Annotated in this window: 15 protein-coding genes, 1 tRNA gene and 1 pseudogene; 13 read left to right on the forward strand and 4 right to left on the reverse strand. The window is 72.3% G+C overall.

Annotated elements, in window-relative coordinates:
• The first annotated feature begins 475 nt into the window (after window positions 1-475).
• From ACGF3C_RS32225 to ACGF3C_RS32260, 8 genes are all read left to right on the forward strand, one after another.
• Window positions 476-1,162 carry a dienelactone hydrolase family protein gene (locus tag ACGF3C_RS32225; RefSeq protein WP_357205206.1) on the forward strand — a complete coding sequence of 229 codons (687 nt, stop codon included), beginning with the start codon at window positions 476-478 and terminating at the stop codon, window positions 1,160-1,162.
• Between the two features lie 19 nt (window positions 1,163-1,181).
• Window positions 1,182-1,895: a uracil-DNA glycosylase gene (locus ACGF3C_RS32230; protein ID WP_393227504.1), complete on the forward strand. Its 714-nt coding sequence runs from the start codon at window positions 1,182-1,184 to the stop codon at window positions 1,893-1,895.
• Between the two features lie 22 nt (window positions 1,896-1,917).
• Window positions 1,918-2,703 (forward strand): DUF4129 domain-containing protein, encoded by a 786-nt coding sequence (locus tag ACGF3C_RS32235; RefSeq protein WP_393227506.1) that lies wholly within the window; start codon window positions 1,918-1,920, stop codon window positions 2,701-2,703.
• Window positions 2,700-3,284, forward strand: coding sequence for a hypothetical protein (locus ACGF3C_RS32240; protein WP_393227508.1), 585 nt, complete (start codon window positions 2,700-2,702; stop codon window positions 3,282-3,284). The genes ACGF3C_RS32235 and ACGF3C_RS32240 overlap by 4 nt, the downstream gene beginning before the upstream one ends.
• A complete protein-coding gene (locus ACGF3C_RS32245; RefSeq protein ID WP_091394243.1) occupies window positions 3,284-4,291 on the forward strand; it encodes a MoxR family ATPase in 1,008 nt (335 codons plus the stop codon). Before ACGF3C_RS32240 ends, ACGF3C_RS32245 begins: the two co-directional genes overlap by 1 nt.
• Window positions 4,291-5,733 carry a DUF58 domain-containing protein gene (locus ACGF3C_RS32250; protein WP_393227510.1) on the forward strand — a complete coding sequence of 481 codons (1,443 nt, stop codon included), beginning with the start codon at window positions 4,291-4,293 and terminating at the stop codon, window positions 5,731-5,733. The genes ACGF3C_RS32245 and ACGF3C_RS32250 overlap by 1 nt, the downstream gene beginning before the upstream one ends.
• A 52-nt stretch (window positions 5,734-5,785) precedes the next feature.
• A complete protein-coding gene (locus tag ACGF3C_RS32255; protein WP_357222542.1) occupies window positions 5,786-6,346 on the forward strand; it encodes a hypothetical protein in 561 nt (186 codons plus the stop codon).
• 102 nt (window positions 6,347-6,448) lie between these two features.
• A complete protein-coding gene (locus ACGF3C_RS32260) occupies window positions 6,449-7,780 on the forward strand; it encodes an NAD(P)/FAD-dependent oxidoreductase (protein ID WP_145787284.1) in 1,332 nt (443 codons plus the stop codon).
• 111 nt (window positions 7,781-7,891) lie between these two features.
• Here ACGF3C_RS32260 and ACGF3C_RS32265 read toward each other — a convergent pair whose 3' ends face one another.
• The gene (locus ACGF3C_RS32265; protein ID WP_393227512.1) at window positions 7,892-9,751 is read right to left on the reverse strand and encodes a hypothetical protein; all 1,860 of its coding nucleotides are present in this window, start codon (window positions 9,749-9,751) and stop codon (window positions 7,892-7,894) included.
• A gap of 101 nt (window positions 9,752-9,852) precedes the next feature.
• Here ACGF3C_RS32265 and ACGF3C_RS32270 point away from each other — a divergent pair.
• From ACGF3C_RS32270 to ACGF3C_RS32285, 4 genes are all read left to right on the forward strand, one after another.
• Window positions 9,853-9,933: transfer RNA gene (locus ACGF3C_RS32270), tRNA-Leu, on the forward strand.
• Window positions 9,934-10,039: 106 nt separating this feature from the next.
• On the forward strand, window positions 10,040-10,855 hold the full coding sequence (locus ACGF3C_RS32275) for a Bax inhibitor-1/YccA family protein (protein WP_238679755.1): 816 nt from the start codon (window positions 10,040-10,042) through the stop codon (window positions 10,853-10,855).
• A gap of 136 nt (window positions 10,856-10,991) precedes the next feature.
• A complete protein-coding gene (locus tag ACGF3C_RS32280; RefSeq protein WP_357222537.1) occupies window positions 10,992-11,750 on the forward strand; it encodes a Bax inhibitor-1/YccA family protein in 759 nt (252 codons plus the stop codon).
• A 47-nt stretch (window positions 11,751-11,797) separates the two neighbouring features.
• Window positions 11,798-12,118 carry a hypothetical protein gene (locus tag ACGF3C_RS32285; protein ID WP_393227514.1) on the forward strand — a complete coding sequence of 107 codons (321 nt, stop codon included), beginning with the start codon at window positions 11,798-11,800 and terminating at the stop codon, window positions 12,116-12,118.
• A 12-nt stretch (window positions 12,119-12,130) separates the two neighbouring features.
• Here the strand turns inward: ACGF3C_RS32285 and ACGF3C_RS32290 are convergent, their stop codons facing one another.
• The 3 genes and pseudogenes from ACGF3C_RS32290 to ACGF3C_RS32300 all read right to left on the reverse strand — a co-directional run.
• The gene (locus ACGF3C_RS32290) at window positions 12,131-13,393 is read right to left on the reverse strand and encodes an acetyl-CoA C-acetyltransferase (RefSeq protein ID WP_393227516.1); all 1,263 of its coding nucleotides are present in this window, start codon (window positions 13,391-13,393) and stop codon (window positions 12,131-12,133) included.
• A 77-nt stretch (window positions 13,394-13,470) separates the two neighbouring features.
• Window positions 13,471-14,283, reverse strand: a complete 813-nt coding sequence (locus tag ACGF3C_RS32295) for an SGNH/GDSL hydrolase family protein (RefSeq protein ID WP_357222533.1) — start codon at window positions 14,281-14,283, stop codon at window positions 13,471-13,473.
• Window positions 14,269-15,329, reverse strand: a pseudogene (locus ACGF3C_RS32300) (SGNH/GDSL hydrolase family protein); the annotation flags it as partial. The pseudogene ACGF3C_RS32300 and the gene ACGF3C_RS32295, both read right to left, overlap by 15 nt.
• 150 nt (window positions 15,330-15,479) lie before the next feature.
• On the opposite strand from ACGF3C_RS32300, the gene ACGF3C_RS32305 reads away from it, so the two are divergent.
• A complete protein-coding gene (locus ACGF3C_RS32305) occupies window positions 15,480-15,836 on the forward strand; it encodes a YkvA family protein (protein WP_112582466.1) in 357 nt (118 codons plus the stop codon).
• The last annotated feature ends 13 nt before the right edge of the window (window positions 15,837-15,849 follow it).

Below are 15,849 nucleotides of genomic sequence, written 5' to 3' on the forward strand. Positions count from 1 at the left end.
TCCACTCCGGGCGCGCTGCGGTGATCACCTGCACCCGGGCATCCTCGATGATCATCCTCAGCAGACAGACACCGGGGTTACGAGACGTCCCTTAGGAGGGGTGACGCAGCGAGTTCGTATGGCGGTCGTTGATGACCGCTGCCGCCTGCCGTTCTAGAGGGATGCCGCCGAACCTGGCGACCAGTACGTCAAGGAAGGCGAAGAGGGCGACCTCATCTCCAACGTCAAGCCGGGCAAGACGGGCTACCTGCTCTGCCTGACAGGAAGACCTGATTAGCGCAACGCAAGCATCGACGGCGGCGGGGGCGAACGAACCCCGCCGCCGTCGGCGTACCACCAATCACCGGGGGGCGAACGGGAGGTGAATGCCACTGTTCCGGCGTCTTCCGGGCGGGGGGCGCGGCATGGCAGGCTACCGGCACGTAGGACCACTGGGCGACCAGCCAACGATGACTGACCGCTAGGAGGACGGCCCATGGGCGAAATGGTGAGCTACCGCAGCAACGGGGGCGCGAGCGAGGGGTATCTCGCGATACCCGCCAGCGGCACGGCCAGCCCCGCCGTCATCGTCATTCAGGAATGGTGGGGTCTGGTCCCGCACATCCGGTCGGTGGCGGACCGGTTCGCCGAGGCCGGTTTCGTCGCCCTCGCCCCGGACTTCTACCACGGTGAGACGACCAGCGAGCCGGACGAGGCGCAGCGGCTCCTGCTGGCGATGCGGATGGACGAGGCGGCGAAGGACATCGCCGGAGCGGCCGACTATCTGGCCGGGCGGCCCGAGGTCACCGGTAAGGTCGGTGCCGTGGGCTTCTGCGCTGGTGGCAGCCTGGCCCTCTGGTCGGCGACCATCTCCGAGCGGATCGTCGCGACCGCCGGTTTCTATCCCGTGCTGCCGTGGGAGTCGATGCGTCCCGACTGGGCCGACTACGCCGGCAAGGCGGCTGTCATCCACTGCTCCGAAGAAGACGGCACCTCGGCCGCCGAGGGCGTGCAGACCGCCCGGCGGGCCATCGAGGAGGCCGGCGGCGACTGCCACCTCTACGACTACCCGGGCACCTCGCACGCCTTCTTCAACGACGACCGGCCGGAGGCGTTCGACCAGCGCGCCGCTGCCAGCGCCTGGGCCCGCACCCTGGAACTCTTCCGGGCCAAGCTTGGCTGAGACGCGTACCCAAGCACAGGTGGTCGCCCGCGCAGCGCGGGCGACCGACCTGGCCGACCTCGACGCGGCGGTGAGCGACTGCTTCGCCTGCCCGCGGCTGGTGCAGTGGCGGGAGGAGGTCGCCCGTACCCGCCGGGCCGCCTTCCGTGACCAGGAGTACTGGGGTCGGCCGGTGCCGGGCTTCGGCACCGGTTACGCCCGGATCGCCATCCTCGGGTTGGCGCCCGCCGCGCACGGTGGCAACCGCACCGGCCGGATCTTCACCGGTGACCGCTCGGGTGACGTGCTGTTCGCCGCGCTGCACCGGGCCGGGCTGGCCAACCAGCCGACCAGCGTCGCCGCCGACGACGGGCTCACGGTGCGCGACCTGCGGATCTTCTCGGCTGTCCGGTGTGCGCCTCCGGACAACAAGCCGACCCCGCTGGAACGGGACACCTGCGCACCCTGGCTGCACCGCGAGGTCACGATGATCCGGCCCACGCTGCGGGTCGTGGTCGCGCTGGGCGCGTTCGCCTGGGCCGCGTGGTGGCCGGTGCTCCGTGCGGTGTACGGGCAGCGCCCGCCCAGCCCGCGCCCGGCGTTCGGTCATGGGGCACACTGGTCCGGCACGAACGCCCCGGACTTGCTCGGCTGCTACCACGTCAGTCAGCAGAACACCTTCACCGGGCGGTTGACACCAGAGATGTTGGACGATGTCTTCGGCCAGGCCAAACAGCTGGCCGGAGTGGACTGAGGCGACGCGTGGGGTGGTGGCGATGACAGACGGAACACGCCCGCCCACACCGGTACCGTCCGCCGAGCCGGGCGTGCTGCGGCCGGTGCTCGGCCTGCTGCGCCGGTGGTGGCCGGTCGGCGCGGTCGCGGCCCTGCTCGCCGGTGCCGCGCTGGCGTCCGCCCACTCGTCGATCGGGGCCAGTCGCATCCCGCCGGCCGCGGACAACGTGCCGTGGGTTCCCGAGTACCCGACCGTCGAGCCGTCGCCGTCCATCCCGATCGAGCCCCGCGACGCCGGAGAGGCCACCCAGGCGCACATCCCGCAATGGGTCGGCACCGTGGCTGTGGTCCTGCTCGGTCTGGCCATTCTCGCCGCGCTCGGCTACCTCAGCTGGGTCCTGATCCGGGGAGCGCTGCGCCGCACCACCCGGGCACTACCCGCGCAGCGGGCCCGCCGTACCGCCGAGGGCACCGCCCGCGAGGTGGTCGCCGCCCTCGACGCCGGCCTGGTGGAGCTCGACGACCGGGACACCGACCCCCGGGTGGCGGTGATCGCCTGCTGGGTGCGCCTGGAGGAGACCGCCGCCGCGGCCGGTGTGCCGAGGCTCGCCGGGGACACCCCCACCGACCTGGTCAGCCGACTGTTGCAGGGTGACCCGGCGGCGGGCGTGCCGGCCATCGCCAGCACCGACGTGCTGGCCGAGTTCGCGCACGTCTATCGGGAGGCCCGCTACGCCACCCACCCGGTCGGGGAACGCACCCGGGACCAGGCCCGCGCCGCGCTCGGTCGGCTGCGCGGAGAGCTCACCGCGGCGGTGGCCTCATGAGCAGCACCAGCATCGACGATCTGCTCGCGTTCGAGGAGGAGGCCGCGCCGGTCGGTCCGCAGGCGCGTCCGTCCCGTTGGCGTCCGGTACTGCGCTCGCTGGCGTGGGCCGCCGCGTTGGTCGCGGTCCTGCTGGTCGGCTTCCGCGCGGTGGGCCTCCAGGTCTCGCTTCCCGTACTGATCGCCGGGGTGCTCGCCGTGCTGACGGTCCGCCGGGTCACCGCCCTGCTCGCGCCGCCACCTCCGCCGCCGCCGGCTCGCCGGGCCGGCGCGGGCGAGGAGGACGGCAGCTACAACTGGGACGCCCGGGACGCGCTGCGTGGCGCCATCAACCAGTGGGAACGGCCCCTGGACTGGTCCTCGAACCGAACCGAACGTTTCACCGAGGTGGTCCTGCCCCGGATCGGTGAACTGGCCGACGAGCGGATGCGGCTGAAACACGGCGTCACCCGTGAGTCGGATCCCGCCCGCGCCCGCGTCCTGCTGGGTGACCGCCTGTGGACGTTCCTGGAGACCCCGCCTCGCCGCACCCCGTCGCCGCGCGACCTCGCGGTGATCGTCGCCGAACTGGAGAGCATCTGATGAACGACGTGGACCGGAGCATTGCCCCCGCCGAGGTCGGGCACCTGGCTCGGGCGGTCCTGGACGCGGTCGGCACCGTCGTGGTCGGCAAGCGGGACGCGTTGGAGCTGGTCCTCGCCGGCATCCTCGCGGGCGGGCACGTGCTCCTGGAGGACCTGCCAGGGCTCGGTAAGACACTCACCGCCCGCTCGTTCGCCCAGGCCCTCGGGTTGGACTTCCGTCGGTTGCAGTTCACTCCCGACCTGCTCCCCGCCGACGTCACCGGCTCCTTCCTGTACGACCAGCGCAACGGTGACTTCACCTTCCGGGCCGGCCCGGTCTTCACCAACCTGCTCCTCGCCGACGAGATCAACCGGACGCCGCCGAAGACCCAGTCCGCGCTGCTGGAGGCGATGCAGGAGAAGCAGGTGTCGGTCGAGGGTGTGACCTACAAGCTCGACGAGCCGTTCCACGTGCTGGCCACCGCCAACCCCATCGAGTACGAGGGCACCTACCCGCTGCCGGAGGCGCAGCTGGACCGGTTCCTGCTGCGGGTCTCCTTCGGTTACCCGCAGCACGAAGAGGAGTGGGAGGTGCTGCGCCGTCGGATGAGTCGTCGCCGGGAGGAGGCGGACATCAAGGCGGTGGTCGACGCGGCGACGCTGCGGGCCATGCAGGCCGCCCTGGAGGACGTGGTCGTGGAGGACTCCATCGGCCGCTACATCGTGTCGCTCACCGCTGCCACCCGGGAGCACCCGTCGGTGCTGGTCGGCGCCTCACCTCGCGGTTCGCTGGCGCTGCTGCTGCTGGCCCGGGTCCGCGCGGTGTTCGGCGGACGGGACTACGTGGTGCCGGAGGACGTCAAGTCGGTGGCGGCCCCCGCCCTGGCCCACCGGATCACCCTGCGCCCGGAGATGTGGTTGCGCCGGGTCGACCCGGCGTTCGTGGTGGGCGAGGTGCTGGAGGCGACTCCCGCCCCGGCCAGTGGCGCGCTGCCCAGCTACGCGGCCGGCGGGCCCCGGCACTGATGACCGGACCGACAGTGCCGACGGCCACCGAGGCGGAACCGGCCGCCGGCTGGGCGCCCACCCCGGCGCTCGGCCGCGCGGTGCTGCTCGCCGGTCTGCTGCTGGTGGCCGGGGTGCTGCTGGGCCGGGTGGACCTCATCGTGCTCGCCGCCCCGTTCGCGTTGGGCACCGCGTACGCGCTGCGTCGACGACCCACTGCGCTGCCTCAGGTGTGGATCAGCCAGGGTGACGGTGGGCCGCTGGTCGAGGGCGGTGACGTGGCTGCGGCGGTGAGCGTCGGCAACCCGGACACTGTCGACTACGACCTGGTGGTGACGCGTACCCGCGTGTCGCAGTGGCTGCGGATCGACCGGGCCGGCTTCGCCCGCGACGAGGCCGCCGACGACGGGGAGCCGAGCGCCACCCCGGGAACCGGTGCGACGGCGACGGGCGACGGCAGGCGACGATCCGTCGCGGACCGACCGTTCGTGACGTCGGTGCCGAGTGGCGCGGCGGTGGACCTGGAGCTGGCCGGCAAGGCCCTGCGCTGGGGCCGGCACCCGGTCGGCCCCGCCGGTGCCCGGGTCGCCGCGGCCGGGGGTCTGCTGGTCTCCCGGGCGGTGATCACCGAGCCGGTGCGGGTGCGGGTGTACCCCCGTACCGAGCCGTTCGAGGCGGTCGAGGCGATGCCCCGCGCCGCCGGCCTGGTCGGGGCGCACCACTCTCGCCGACCTGGAGAGGGCGGCGAACTAGCCGGCGTACGCGTCTTCGCTCCCGGTGACCGGCTGCGCCGGGTCGACTGGCGGGTCTCGTTGCGGGCCCGGCAGCTGCACGTGGCCGCCACTCTCTCCGACCGGGACGCGGAGGTGGTGGTGCTGCTCGACGTGCTCGCCGAGGCGGGCCGCTCCGGTGGGGCTGACGGTGCCGCCTCGGTGTTGGACACCACAGTCCGGGCCACCGCCGCGATCGCCGAGCACTATCTGCACCGTGGTGACCGGGTCTCGCTGCTGGAGTACGGGCCGGCTGCCCGCCGGCTCCGGCCGGCCGCCGGGCGGCGGCAGTACCTGACCGTCCTGGAGTGGTTGCTCGACGTCCGGGTCCACGCGTCCGCACACGAACCGTACGACCAGGTCTTCGGCCCGCAGTTGCTCTCGTCGGACGCGTTGGTGGTGGTGCTCACCCCGCTGCTTGACGAACGGTCGGCGCAGATGCTCGCCCGGTTGGCCCGTGGTGGGCGGTTCGTGGTGGCGGTCGACACGTTGCCGACCGACCTGGCGTCGCCGAAGGACCGGGGTTGGGCCGAGGTGGCGTACCGGCTGTGGCGCCTGGACCGGGAGACCATGATCGGGCAGCTCCGGGAGCATGGCGTACCGGTGGTGCGCTGGGCCGGTGCCGGCAGCCTGGACCAGGTGTTGCGGGACGTGGCCCGGTTGGCGACGGCCCCAAGGGTGGGTGGCCGGTGAGCGCGAGGAGTGAGCTTGCGAGCCCCGCGGCCGCGAACGGAAGGCGGGTGCGGTGAGCGCTCTGGTGGAGCGGGTTCGGGCGGCGCAGTACGCCGTCGCTCGCGTCAGCGTGGCCCCGCTGCTGGTCCGGGTGGGGATCTTCGTCATCGTGTTTGCCGGGTTCGCTCTGGCGTTCCCCGCGGAGGTGCTTTCCGGCCGGTCGATCTTCTTCCTGGCGGTGGCCGCCCTGTTGCCCGCTTTCGGGCCGCGCAAGGTCTGGACGACCTTCACGGCGTTGGTCACGGTGTGCGGTTGGTTGCTCGCCACCGACGGGTACGGCCGTCCGGTCGCCCTCTGGCGGCTGCTCGCCGTCGCGGCCCTGCTCTACCTGGGTCACACCCTCTGCGCGCTGGCCGCGTTGTTGCCCTATGACGCGATGGTGGACCCCGAATTGATCACCCGGTGGTTGGTGCGGTCGTCGGCCGTGCTGTTGGGTTCCGCAGTCCTCGGCGTGCTGTTGTTGCAGGCGACGGGGACGGGCGGGGGTGCCGGATACCAGTGGGTGACAGTGCTGGGGCTGCTGGTGGCGGTGGGGACGGCATTGTTGCTGGGCTGGCTCCTGCGACGTCGGTGACCACTGCGATCCGAGGGTTACGCAGGTCACATGGGTTGTGCTCCGTCACAGATGGGGGCCGCGAGCGGGATTACCTGAGCCGGCCGGGGAAAGATAGACAACGTGAATCCGAAGCGGATCCTTGTGGTTGGTGCAGGGCACGTCGGTCTGTACGCGGCGCTGCGCCTGTCGAAGAAGCTCAGCTCCCGTGAGGCTGAGGTCATGGTGGTTGACCCCCAACCCCACATGACCTATCAGCCGTTCCTGCCGGAGGCGGCGGCGGGCAACATCTCCCCGCGGCACTCCGTGGTGCCGCTGCGACGGGAGTTGCGCCGGTGCAAGATGGTGGCCGGCACGGTCACGCGGATCGAGCACGACCGCAAGGTGGCCACCGTCCAGCCGATCAGCGGCCCGGCCCGGGAGATCACCTACGACCACGTGATCGTGGCCCCGGGTTCGGTCTCCCGCACCCTGCCGATCCCTGGTCTGCACGAACAGGGCATTGGGTTCAAGACCATCGGCGAGGCGATCTACCTGCGCAACCACGTGCTGGATCGGCTCGACGTGGCGGCCGCCACGCCGGATCCGGACGTCCGCCGTTCGGCGCTGACCTTCACCTTCGTCGGCGGTGGGTACGCCGGCATCGAGGCGCTCGCCGAGATGGAGGACATGGCTCGCGACGCCCTGCGGTACTACCCGGAGCTCAAGCAGGACGAGGTCCGTTGGGTCCTGGTCGAGGCCACCCAGCGGGTGCTGCCCGAGGTCGACCGGGACATGGGTGCGTACACCGTGCAGCAGTTGATGAAGCGCAACATGGACATCCGGCTGGACACCCGCCTGGAGTCCTGCGTCGACGGGGTGGTGAAGCTCTCCGACGGTGACAGCTTCCGTTCCGACACGATCGTCTGGACCGCCGGTGTGAAGCCGTCGCCGATGCTGGACTCGACCGACTTCCCGCGCGACGACCGTCGACGGATCACCTGCCTGCCCACGCTCCAGGTGGTCGACGGTGACCAGGTGCTCGAGGGCGCCTGGAGCGCCGGGGACTGCGCCGCCGTGCCGGACCTGACCAAGGAGCCGGGCAACTTCTGCTCGCCGAGCGCTCAGCACGCGGTGCGCCAGGCCGCCCGGATGGCCGACAACATCGCGGCCGTGATCCGGGGTCGCGAGCCGGTGAACTACAAGCACAAGCACGTCGGCAGTGTGGCGAGCCTCGGCCTGCACAAGGGCGTGGCCCAGGTGTACGGCATCAAGATGACCGGTTGGCCGGCCTGGGTGATGCACCGGACGTACCACATGAGCCGGATTCCGTCGTTCAACCGGAAGGTCCGGGTGGTGGTGGACTGGTCGTTGGCGTTCTTCCTCAAGCGCGAGGTGGTCGCCCTGGGCCAGCTGCACGACCCGCGCGAGGAGTTCGTCGAGGCCTCCCAGCCGGTCGGCGCACCCCGCGTCTGACCAGAGACAGACGCCAACCCCGTCGATCTTGCACTTCCGGATGCCGTGATGCGCCTTCTGGTGCGTCCTGTCCGGACAGAAAGTGCAAGATCGGCGGGGTTCTGGGCTGGTCTAGACCCGCCACGTCCAGGCGTCGGCGATGCGGGTGGGCGGGCCGTAGAGCTGCTCCAGGGTTGCTCGCAGAGCGTCCGCGTGAGGGGTTTCGTCGGTGAGCGCCACGCAGGAGGCGCCCCAGAATTCCGCGTCGCGGACGGCCTGGCGGCGCTGCTCGTCACCGATGGCCGGTTGGTCACCGCGGCGGGCGACATCCGCCAGTAGCGCGGAGGTGGGCTGCTTGAAGGTGCCCATCGCCGCGGCACCGCCTCTCCCGTACGGGCCGATGAAGAAGCCTTCCGGCAGCCCGAAACCCGCGTCGGCGGCGGTCGCCCAGCGCATCGGCCAGGGCTCCTTCGGAGTGGGCAGTGGCACCGGGACCAGCACCCCGCCCGGCGGTACGCACTGCCGCCAGTGGCCGCCGGTGATGAATTCCGGCACTGCGGGTCGCCCTGCGGTCGGCAGGGGGGTCGGGAAGATCGGCAGCAGCGCCGCGCCGACGGCCAGCGGCACCAGCCGCCGCGCCCGGCCGGAGCTGCGCTGGGCCCGGTCGACCGCGAGCACCAGCAGCGTGGCGACGATCGGCAGCAACGCCAGCGCGAACCGCATCGGCAACGCCCCGTCCACCACCGGCAGCCCTCCGATCAGGGCGTACGGGCCGGGAACCGCCGTCCTGGTGCCGCCGAGCACCACCTCCGGGCCGAGCGAGAGCGCCCCCATCACCAGGCCCGCCACGACGCAGGCGAAGACCAGCCGGCGCCGCCCGGCCCAGATCGCGCAGACCGCGGCGACCAGCAGCAGTGGCCAGCCGAGGAACGTGTTGTACTCGGCGGGCCCGGTGGTCAGCCGGGCGGACTCGTCGCTGCCGGCAACCGACAGTGGGGAGAGCGCCCACCAGCTGCTCAGGTCGGCGGAGAAGTAGGCAGGGGTGAACATCCCGTCGGCGACTCCCTGCGGCCCGGCGAACTGGAACCACAGCGGATAGCCGAGCACCAGCAGGGCGAGCCCGGCGGCGATCGCCAACCCGCCGGCGAACCCGGGAAGCGCCCGGCGGGCCAGGTCCCGGTCCGCCACGGCGTAGCTGATCGCCATCGCCAGCAGCGTGATCGCGGCGAGGAACAGCACCTCCTCGCCGATGAAGACCTGGGCGCTGACCGCGCCGGCCAGCCCCGCGGCAGAGGTGAACAGTCGCCGACGGTCCGGCCCGGTGGTCCGGGTACGGCCGGCTTCGTCGGGGGTGCCGGGCTCCGGGTCGGCCGCCCGCAGCAGCCGGACCACCAGCCAGACGATCACCGGCACCAGCCACTGGGCGGTCATGTGCAGGTGGCTGTTGGTCTGCGACACCATGCCGGGTCCGAATCCGCACAGCCCGCCGCCGAGTGCGGCGGCCAGCCGGCGGACGCGCAGCGTCCGGTGGAACAGCAGGTACCAGGCGAGTGCGGTGCCGGCGAGGTTGCCGGCGGCGAGCAGCGCGAAGGTGACCGGCGCGCCCAGCAGCAGGGTGACCGGCGCGAAGAGGACGCCGAGGGCGATCACAGTGGTGTTGGCCATCAGGTTCACACCGTCGGGAGCGTTGAGCCGGTCGGTGAGCAGGTCGAAGTCGCCGAGCAGCGCGCGGGCGTCCACCGCCAGGAACCACTCGTAGAGGGTCTGGTCCGCCGGGTTGAGCGCCAGGATGCGCCCGCTCGGGTCGGGCCACAGCCCGTGGGTGAGCCAGCCGGCCAGCGCCGCGAAGAGCAGAGCGGCCAGCAGATCCGCCCGGTGGCGGCGGACGGCGGCCAGCAGCCGGGTGGCCCGGGGTTGGCGGTTGGCCCGATCGGCGAGGCGGAATGCCTGCTCAGGGGCGGCGTCGGGGGCCGTGGGGGCTGCGCTGCTCACGGCATCGACCCTAATGTGGCCAGGCCGGCGGGGTACGCCGGGTCGCCGTAGACCGGCTACGGTGACACTGCACCAGGCGTGTCGGCGCGCCGGTGCCACTCGCCCGGGTGGTGGAAAGGCAGACACGGCCGCCTTAAAAGCGGCTGCCGAAAGGCGTGCGGGTTCGACCCCCGCCCCGGGCACCGGTCGACTCACACATTCTCATTCGTGATCTCCAGGACTTGGCTCTGCCGTTTACTCTTGGAGGGCACGTTCACGTGCAAACGACCCCCTGAGGGAGGCCAGACAGTGAAGACCTCGAACCCGGTGCTCGCCCGGCTCGGCCAAGCGGCCGAGCGGGAGCGCTCCGCCGGGTACGCCCCGGCCGGGCCGTACGGACAGCCCGGCATTCCCCAGCAGTACCCGTCCCAGGCCGACTACCCGGCCGCGCCACCCACTGTGGCGCCGATGACCGTCGACGACGTGGTCGTCAAGACGGTCGCTCTGCTCGGCATTCTCGGCATCACCGCCGCGGCCGCCTGGGTGCTCGTTCCCGACGCGCTGGTCGGTACCGCCTGGATCGGCGCGGCGGTCGTCGGCCTGGTGCTCGGCTTGATCATTTCGTTCTCCCGGATGGCCAACCCGGCGCTCGTGATCGCGTACGCGGTCGTCGAGGGTGTTTTCGTCGGCATGGTCAGCAAGGCGTTCGAGACGGCCTACGACGGCATCGTGCTCCAGGCCGCCGCAGCCAGCTTCGGCATCTTCTTCCTGATGGCGATGCTCTACCGGGCGAAGGTCATCCGTGCCACCCCGGCCTTCGTCAAGGGCATGATCGCCGTGATGGTCGGCCTCTTCGCGGTCATGATGATCAACCTGGTGCTGGCGCTGTTCGGCGTCAACACCGGCCTGCGCGACGGCAGCCCGCTCGCCATCGGCTTCAGCCTGGTCTGCATCGTGGTCGCCTCGCTGAGCTTCGTGCTCAGCTTCAAGGAGATCGAGGACGGCGTCCGGATGGGCCTGCCCCAGCGCTACTCCTGGGTGGCCGCGTTCGGCATCCTGGTCAGCCTGGTCTGGCTCTACATCGAGATCCTGCGCCTGCTGAGCTACTTCCAGGGCGACGACTGACCTCGTCCGCACTGCCGACCGGCGCCCGTCCCCACTCCGGTGAGGGCGGGCGCCGTCGTCCGCGCCGTTTGCCCGCCGCCGCCGGTCCGCCCGGGGCAGAGTGACTTCGGGGGGTACGCGGGCTAAGGAGGCGGCGGTGCGCAGCAACAACCCGGTGCTCAACCGGCTGGACGCAACCGGCCGGGTGGAGGCCCGGGTGCTCGGCGCCCGTGACGTCGAGCCGATGACCGTCGACGACGTGGTGGTCCGTACCGTCGGGTTGCTGCTGGTGACCGGCGCGGCCGCGGCGGTGTCCTGGGCGGTGATCCCCGACGCGGTGTGGCTGGGCGCAGCCCTGGCCGGCAGCGCGCTCGCCTCGATCGCGCTGGTCCTGGTCATCTCGTTGCGGGGGATCACCAACCCGGTGCCGATCGTCGGCTACGCCATCCTCCAGGGGCTGCTGCTGGGGGTGGCGAGCCGCACCTTCGAGCAGGTCTATCCGGGCATTGTGGTGCAGGCGGTGGCGGGTACCTTCGGCGTCTTCCTCGGCATGGCGGCGCTCTACCGGGCCCGGGTGATCCGGGCGACGCCCCGCCTGGCCCGCCTGGTGATCGGCACCCTGCTCGGCATCGCCGTGCTCAGCGTGGTCAACCTGGTGTCATACCTGATCACCGGGCGGTCGGGCCTGGCGGTCTACAGCGTCAGCGGGCAGGTCGGCTGGCTGCCGTACGCCTTCTCGGTGGTGGCCATCATCGCCGGGGCGTTCAGCTTCATTCTCGACTTCGACCTCGTCGAGCGTTCGGTGCGGGACGGCCGAGCCCGCCGGTACGCGTGGCTGAGCGCGTTCGGCCTGCTCACCGGGTTGGTCTTCCTCTACTGGCAGTTGCTGCGGCTGCTCAGTTACCTGCGCCGCTGACCGGCCCGACCCGGACGCGGCCGGTGTCGGCCGTAGACTCGGCGGCGATGAGCGCAGCGGAGTTGGACAAGGCCGTGCAGTTGCTGGTCCGTCAGATCGCGCACTGGCAGCAGCCCCGGTGGGCGGCGATCGCGACCGCCGGCAACGTGTCCCGCGCCGACCTGGTGCACCGCCTGGTGCAGGAGGTCGCCAACCTGGCCGCCGACGCCGAGGGGGAGCCCCGTCGGGTGGTGCCCCGGCTCGACAACGACCTGGCCCTGCCCGATCAGTTGCGGGTGGTCACGGCGGACCTGCTGGCCGCGCACCCGGGGCCCGAGGCGCTGGCCCGGGCCGCCGCCGAGGTGACGGCGACCCGCAGCGCGCTCTGAGGGCAGCCCGGCTCAGCTGAGCCGTTCGAGCACCATGGCCATGCCCTGGCCACCGCCCACGCACATGGTCTCCAGACCGATGGTCTTGTCGTGCCACTCCAGTGCGTTGAGCAGGGTGCCGGTGATCCGGGCACCGGTCATGCCGAACGGGTGGCCGACCGCGATGGCCCCGCCCATCACGTTCAGCTTCTCCTCCGGGATGCCCAGCTCGCGGTAGGAGGGGATGACCTGCGCGGCGAACGCCTCGTTGATCTCGACGAGGTCGACGTCGTCGATGGTCATGCCGGCTCGGCGCAGCGCCTGCCGGGACGCCTCGACCGGCCCGAGACCCATGATCTCCGGCGACAGGGCTGTCACGCCGGTCGAGACGATCCGGGCCAGCGGGGTGAGCCCGAGTTCCTCGGCCCGCTGGGCGCTCATCACCACCACTGCGGCGGCGCCGTCGTTGAGCGGGCAGCAGTTGCCGGCGGTGATCCGACCGTCCGGGCGGAACACCGGCTTCAGGCCGCCGACCGCGTCGAGGGTGACGCCGGCCCGGGGCCCGTCGTCGGTGCTCACCACTGTGCCGTCCGGCGTGGTGACCGGGGTGATCTCCCGGGCCCAGAAACCGTCGTTGATGGCCTTCTCGGCGAGGTTCTGGCTGCGTACGCCGAACTCGTCCATGTCGGCGCGGCTGACGTCGTACACCTGGGCCAGGTTCTCCGCGGTCTGCCCCATGGACAGGTAGATGTCGGGCAGTTCGCCGGCCTCACGCGGGTCGGTCCACACCTCGGCGTCGCCCTGCGCGCGGCGCTTCGAGCGCTCAGCCGCCGTGCCGAAGCGGGGGTTCTCCCAGCGGCCGCCGACCAGGGCCTGCGCCTCGGGCGGCAGCCCGTCGGAGCTGCCCCGGGCGTAGCGGGAAACCATCTCCACCCCGGCGGAGACGAACACGTCGCCCTCGCCGGCCCGGATGGCGTGCATCGCCATCCGGGTGGTCTGCAACGAGGAGGCGCAGTAGCGGGTCAGCGTGGCGCCGGGGACAGTGTCCAGACCGAGGAGCGTGGACACCACCCGGGCCATGTTGAAGCCCTGCTCGCCGCCGGGCAGGCCGCACCCGAGGTAGAGGTCGTCGATCGTGGTCGGATCAAGCGCGGGGATCTTGTCCAGCGCGGCCTGGACGATGGTCGCGGCGAGGTCGTCGGAGCGGACGTCGCGCAGGGAACCCTTGTGCGCCCGGCCGATGGGGGAGCGGGCGGTGGCGACGATGACGGCGTCGCGGGACGACTCAATCGGCATGGACCAACGTTAACCCGCCGGTAACATCGCGCGGAAGAAGCGGACGCGGCGGGAAATGTCACCCTGGCCGGGGGGATCTAGCGCCTGGCCGTGGCCGCCGCCGCGGCGACGATGGCCGGTAGCAGCGCGTGCGCCCACACCCGGTAGCCGTCGGCGGAGGGGTGGAAGCCGTCCTGGCAGAGCGTCCCGGCGTCGGCCCGGAACACCGGCCCGGTCTCGGTCGCCAGGTCGACCACCGAGCCGCCCGCCTCCAGCACGGCAGTGGTCTGCGCGCGGGCCACCCGACGCCCGGACCAGCCGACCACCTGGCGCAGCGGAGGCGCGATGGCACGCACGGCCCCGAGGTCGGGGCAGGTGCCCACCACCACCTCGACGCGTGCCTCGCGCAGGCGGTGCACCGCGGCGCCGAGATAGGCCGCCGCGTCGGAGGGCCGGCGCAGCCCGGTGGCGTCGTTCGCGCCGATCAGAATCAACGCCACGTCGGGCCGCTCGCCGAGCAGGGCCCGGGCCACCTGGGTGGCGAGGTCCGTCGAGCGGGACCCGGAGACGCCGACGCTGGACAGGTGCACCCTGCGGCCGGCCGGGCCCTCGGCGAGCAGGTTGGCCAACTGCCCGCCGATGGTGTCCTCCAGACGGTCGACACCGACGCCCAGTGCCGACGAGTCGCCCAGCAACACCAGCCGCAGCGGGGCAGCGCCCGCCCGGCCGATCGTGGCGCGCAGGGCAAGGCCGAGCTCCGGTTCGGCGTAGCGTCGGTGCCGGGCGATGAACGCCTCACCTGCGAGGACGGCGGCGCCCCCGACAGTGCCGGCGAACAGCGAGATCGCCGCCGCCCGACCCAGTCGGCCGGCGACGCCGGAGGTCACGCTCCGCGCGCTGCGCTCGTTCATGCCAGTCCCTCCACTGTCGAGGTGTCCGAGGCGGACCCGTGCTGCGGCACCGCGCCGACACCGAAGAACGCCCGTCGGCGCAGCTGCGCCCACCGGCCGGCCGGCCCCCGATCGCGGCCTCGTACCTGGACGCCGCTGACCTCCGTGCCGGCGTGTCGGGCCGCCTCCTGCGCGGCCCTCGGCAGCGACCGTACGCCGTCCCCGAGCGTCGGTGTGGCCCGTCGTTCCGGGGTCGCGCCGAGGGCGGAGAGCATCGTCGGCAGGAGCGCGGCGGCGGCCATCGCGTACCCCTCGGCGGAAGGATGGAACCGGTCCCAGGCGAACATCCGGGTCGGTTCGGCCGCGAACCGGGGGCCGAGCAGGTCACCGAGCGAGACCGTCCACCCGCCCGCCTCGACCACGGCCACCGTCTGGGCGGCCGCGAGCTGGCGGCTCCAGCGGTGCGCCAGCCAGCGCAGAGGAGGCTGGATCGGGCGGATCGCGCCCAGGTCGGGGCAGGTGCCGACGACCACCTCGCATCCCGCGTCACGCAGGGTGTGCACCGCCTCGACCAGGTAGCGCACCGCCAGGCCGCGCGGGGTGCGGTTGGTGATGTCGTTGCCGCCGATGAGGATCACCGCGATGTCGGGTCGGCACTCCAGCGCCGCCTCCACCTGGTGGCGCAGCGCCGCCGAGATGGCGCCGACCACCGCGAAGCGGTGCAGCTGCACCGGCCGGTGCAGTCGACGGGACAGGCCGGTGGCGAGCAGCGCCCCGGGCGTCTCCCGACGGCGGTGCACCCCGTAGCCGGCCGCCGACGAGTCACCGAGCACGACCATGGTGAGCGCCGGGCCGGGGAACTTCGCGCCGTACATCCCGTCGCAGCGGGGCGGCGGCGCCTCGGCCATCGGGATGGTCCGTCGTGCCTGGCGTGCCTGGCCGACCAGCACCCCGCCGGTCGCCACCACGGCCGCCGCGGTGGCACCTGTCCCGATGGCCGCCAGCAGGGCGACGCGCCTGGCCTGCCGCCAGCGCTCATCGGGTACGACGAAACCTGCCACCCCCATATCTCGACATTATCGCGCTGGCCCGACACACCGCTGTCGTCGTGACGGCACCCGGGTGCCTGGAAACCGACGCGACGGGGTACCTGGGTTCCAGAGGCCGGCCGACTTGCGCCGACCCGCCACGCTGATCCGGCGGAGAGGAGCGCGACGATGGGTAAGACACTGAAGCGCAGCGCGGCATTCACGGCCCTGGCGCGGGCCCTGGCGGCCGGGGCGCGCAACGGGCCGTCGATCGGCACGCGGTTGGCAGCGCTGCCCCGGATGATCAGGGCCACCACCAAGGGGGAGTACGACGGCGGCCTTCGGCTGGCCCTGATGACCGCGGCGACGGCGTACATCGTCTCGCCGATCGACCTGCTCCCGGAGATCCCGCTGGCGATCTTCGGGCTGGCCGACGACGCGGTGATGGTCACCTGGTTGGCTGGCAGCGTGCTCGCCGAGACCGACCGGTTCCTCGAGTGGGAGGCCCGCCGTAGCTCGGTCATCCCCGGGGGGTTGGTGCCCTGACGACACGTACGCT

The sequence above is a fragment of the Micromonospora sp. NPDC047762 genome (assembly GCF_043204655.1).
Lineage (GTDB): Bacteria > Actinomycetota > Actinomycetes > Mycobacteriales > Micromonosporaceae > Micromonospora.

Coding starts and splice junctions, on each gene's coding strand:
- ACGF3C_RS32225 (WP_357205206.1), top strand. CDS start 476: ATGGGCGAAATGGTGAGCTACCGCAGCAACGGGGGCGCGAGCGAGGGG.
- ACGF3C_RS32235 (WP_393227506.1), top strand. CDS start 1,918: ATGACAGACGGAACACGCCCGCCCACACCGGTACCGTCCGCCGAGCCG.
- ACGF3C_RS32240 (WP_393227508.1), top strand. CDS start 2,700: ATGAGCAGCACCAGCATCGACGATCTGCTCGCGTTCGAGGAGGAGGCC.
- ACGF3C_RS32245 (WP_091394243.1), top strand. CDS start 3,284: ATGAACGACGTGGACCGGAGCATTGCCCCCGCCGAGGTCGGGCACCTG.
- ACGF3C_RS32250 (WP_393227510.1), top strand. CDS start 4,291: ATGACCGGACCGACAGTGCCGACGGCCACCGAGGCGGAACCGGCCGCC.
- ACGF3C_RS32285 (WP_393227514.1), top strand. CDS start 11,798: ATGAGCGCAGCGGAGTTGGACAAGGCCGTGCAGTTGCTGGTCCGTCAG.
- ACGF3C_RS32290 (WP_393227516.1), bottom strand. CDS start 13,393: ATGCCGATTGAGTCGTCCCGCGACGCCGTCATCGTCGCCACCGCCCGC.
- ACGF3C_RS32295 (WP_357222533.1), bottom strand. CDS start 14,283: ATGAACGAGCGCAGCGCGCGGAGCGTGACCTCCGGCGTCGCCGGCCGA.
- ACGF3C_RS32305 (WP_112582466.1), top strand. CDS start 15,480: ATGGGTAAGACACTGAAGCGCAGCGCGGCATTCACGGCCCTGGCGCGG.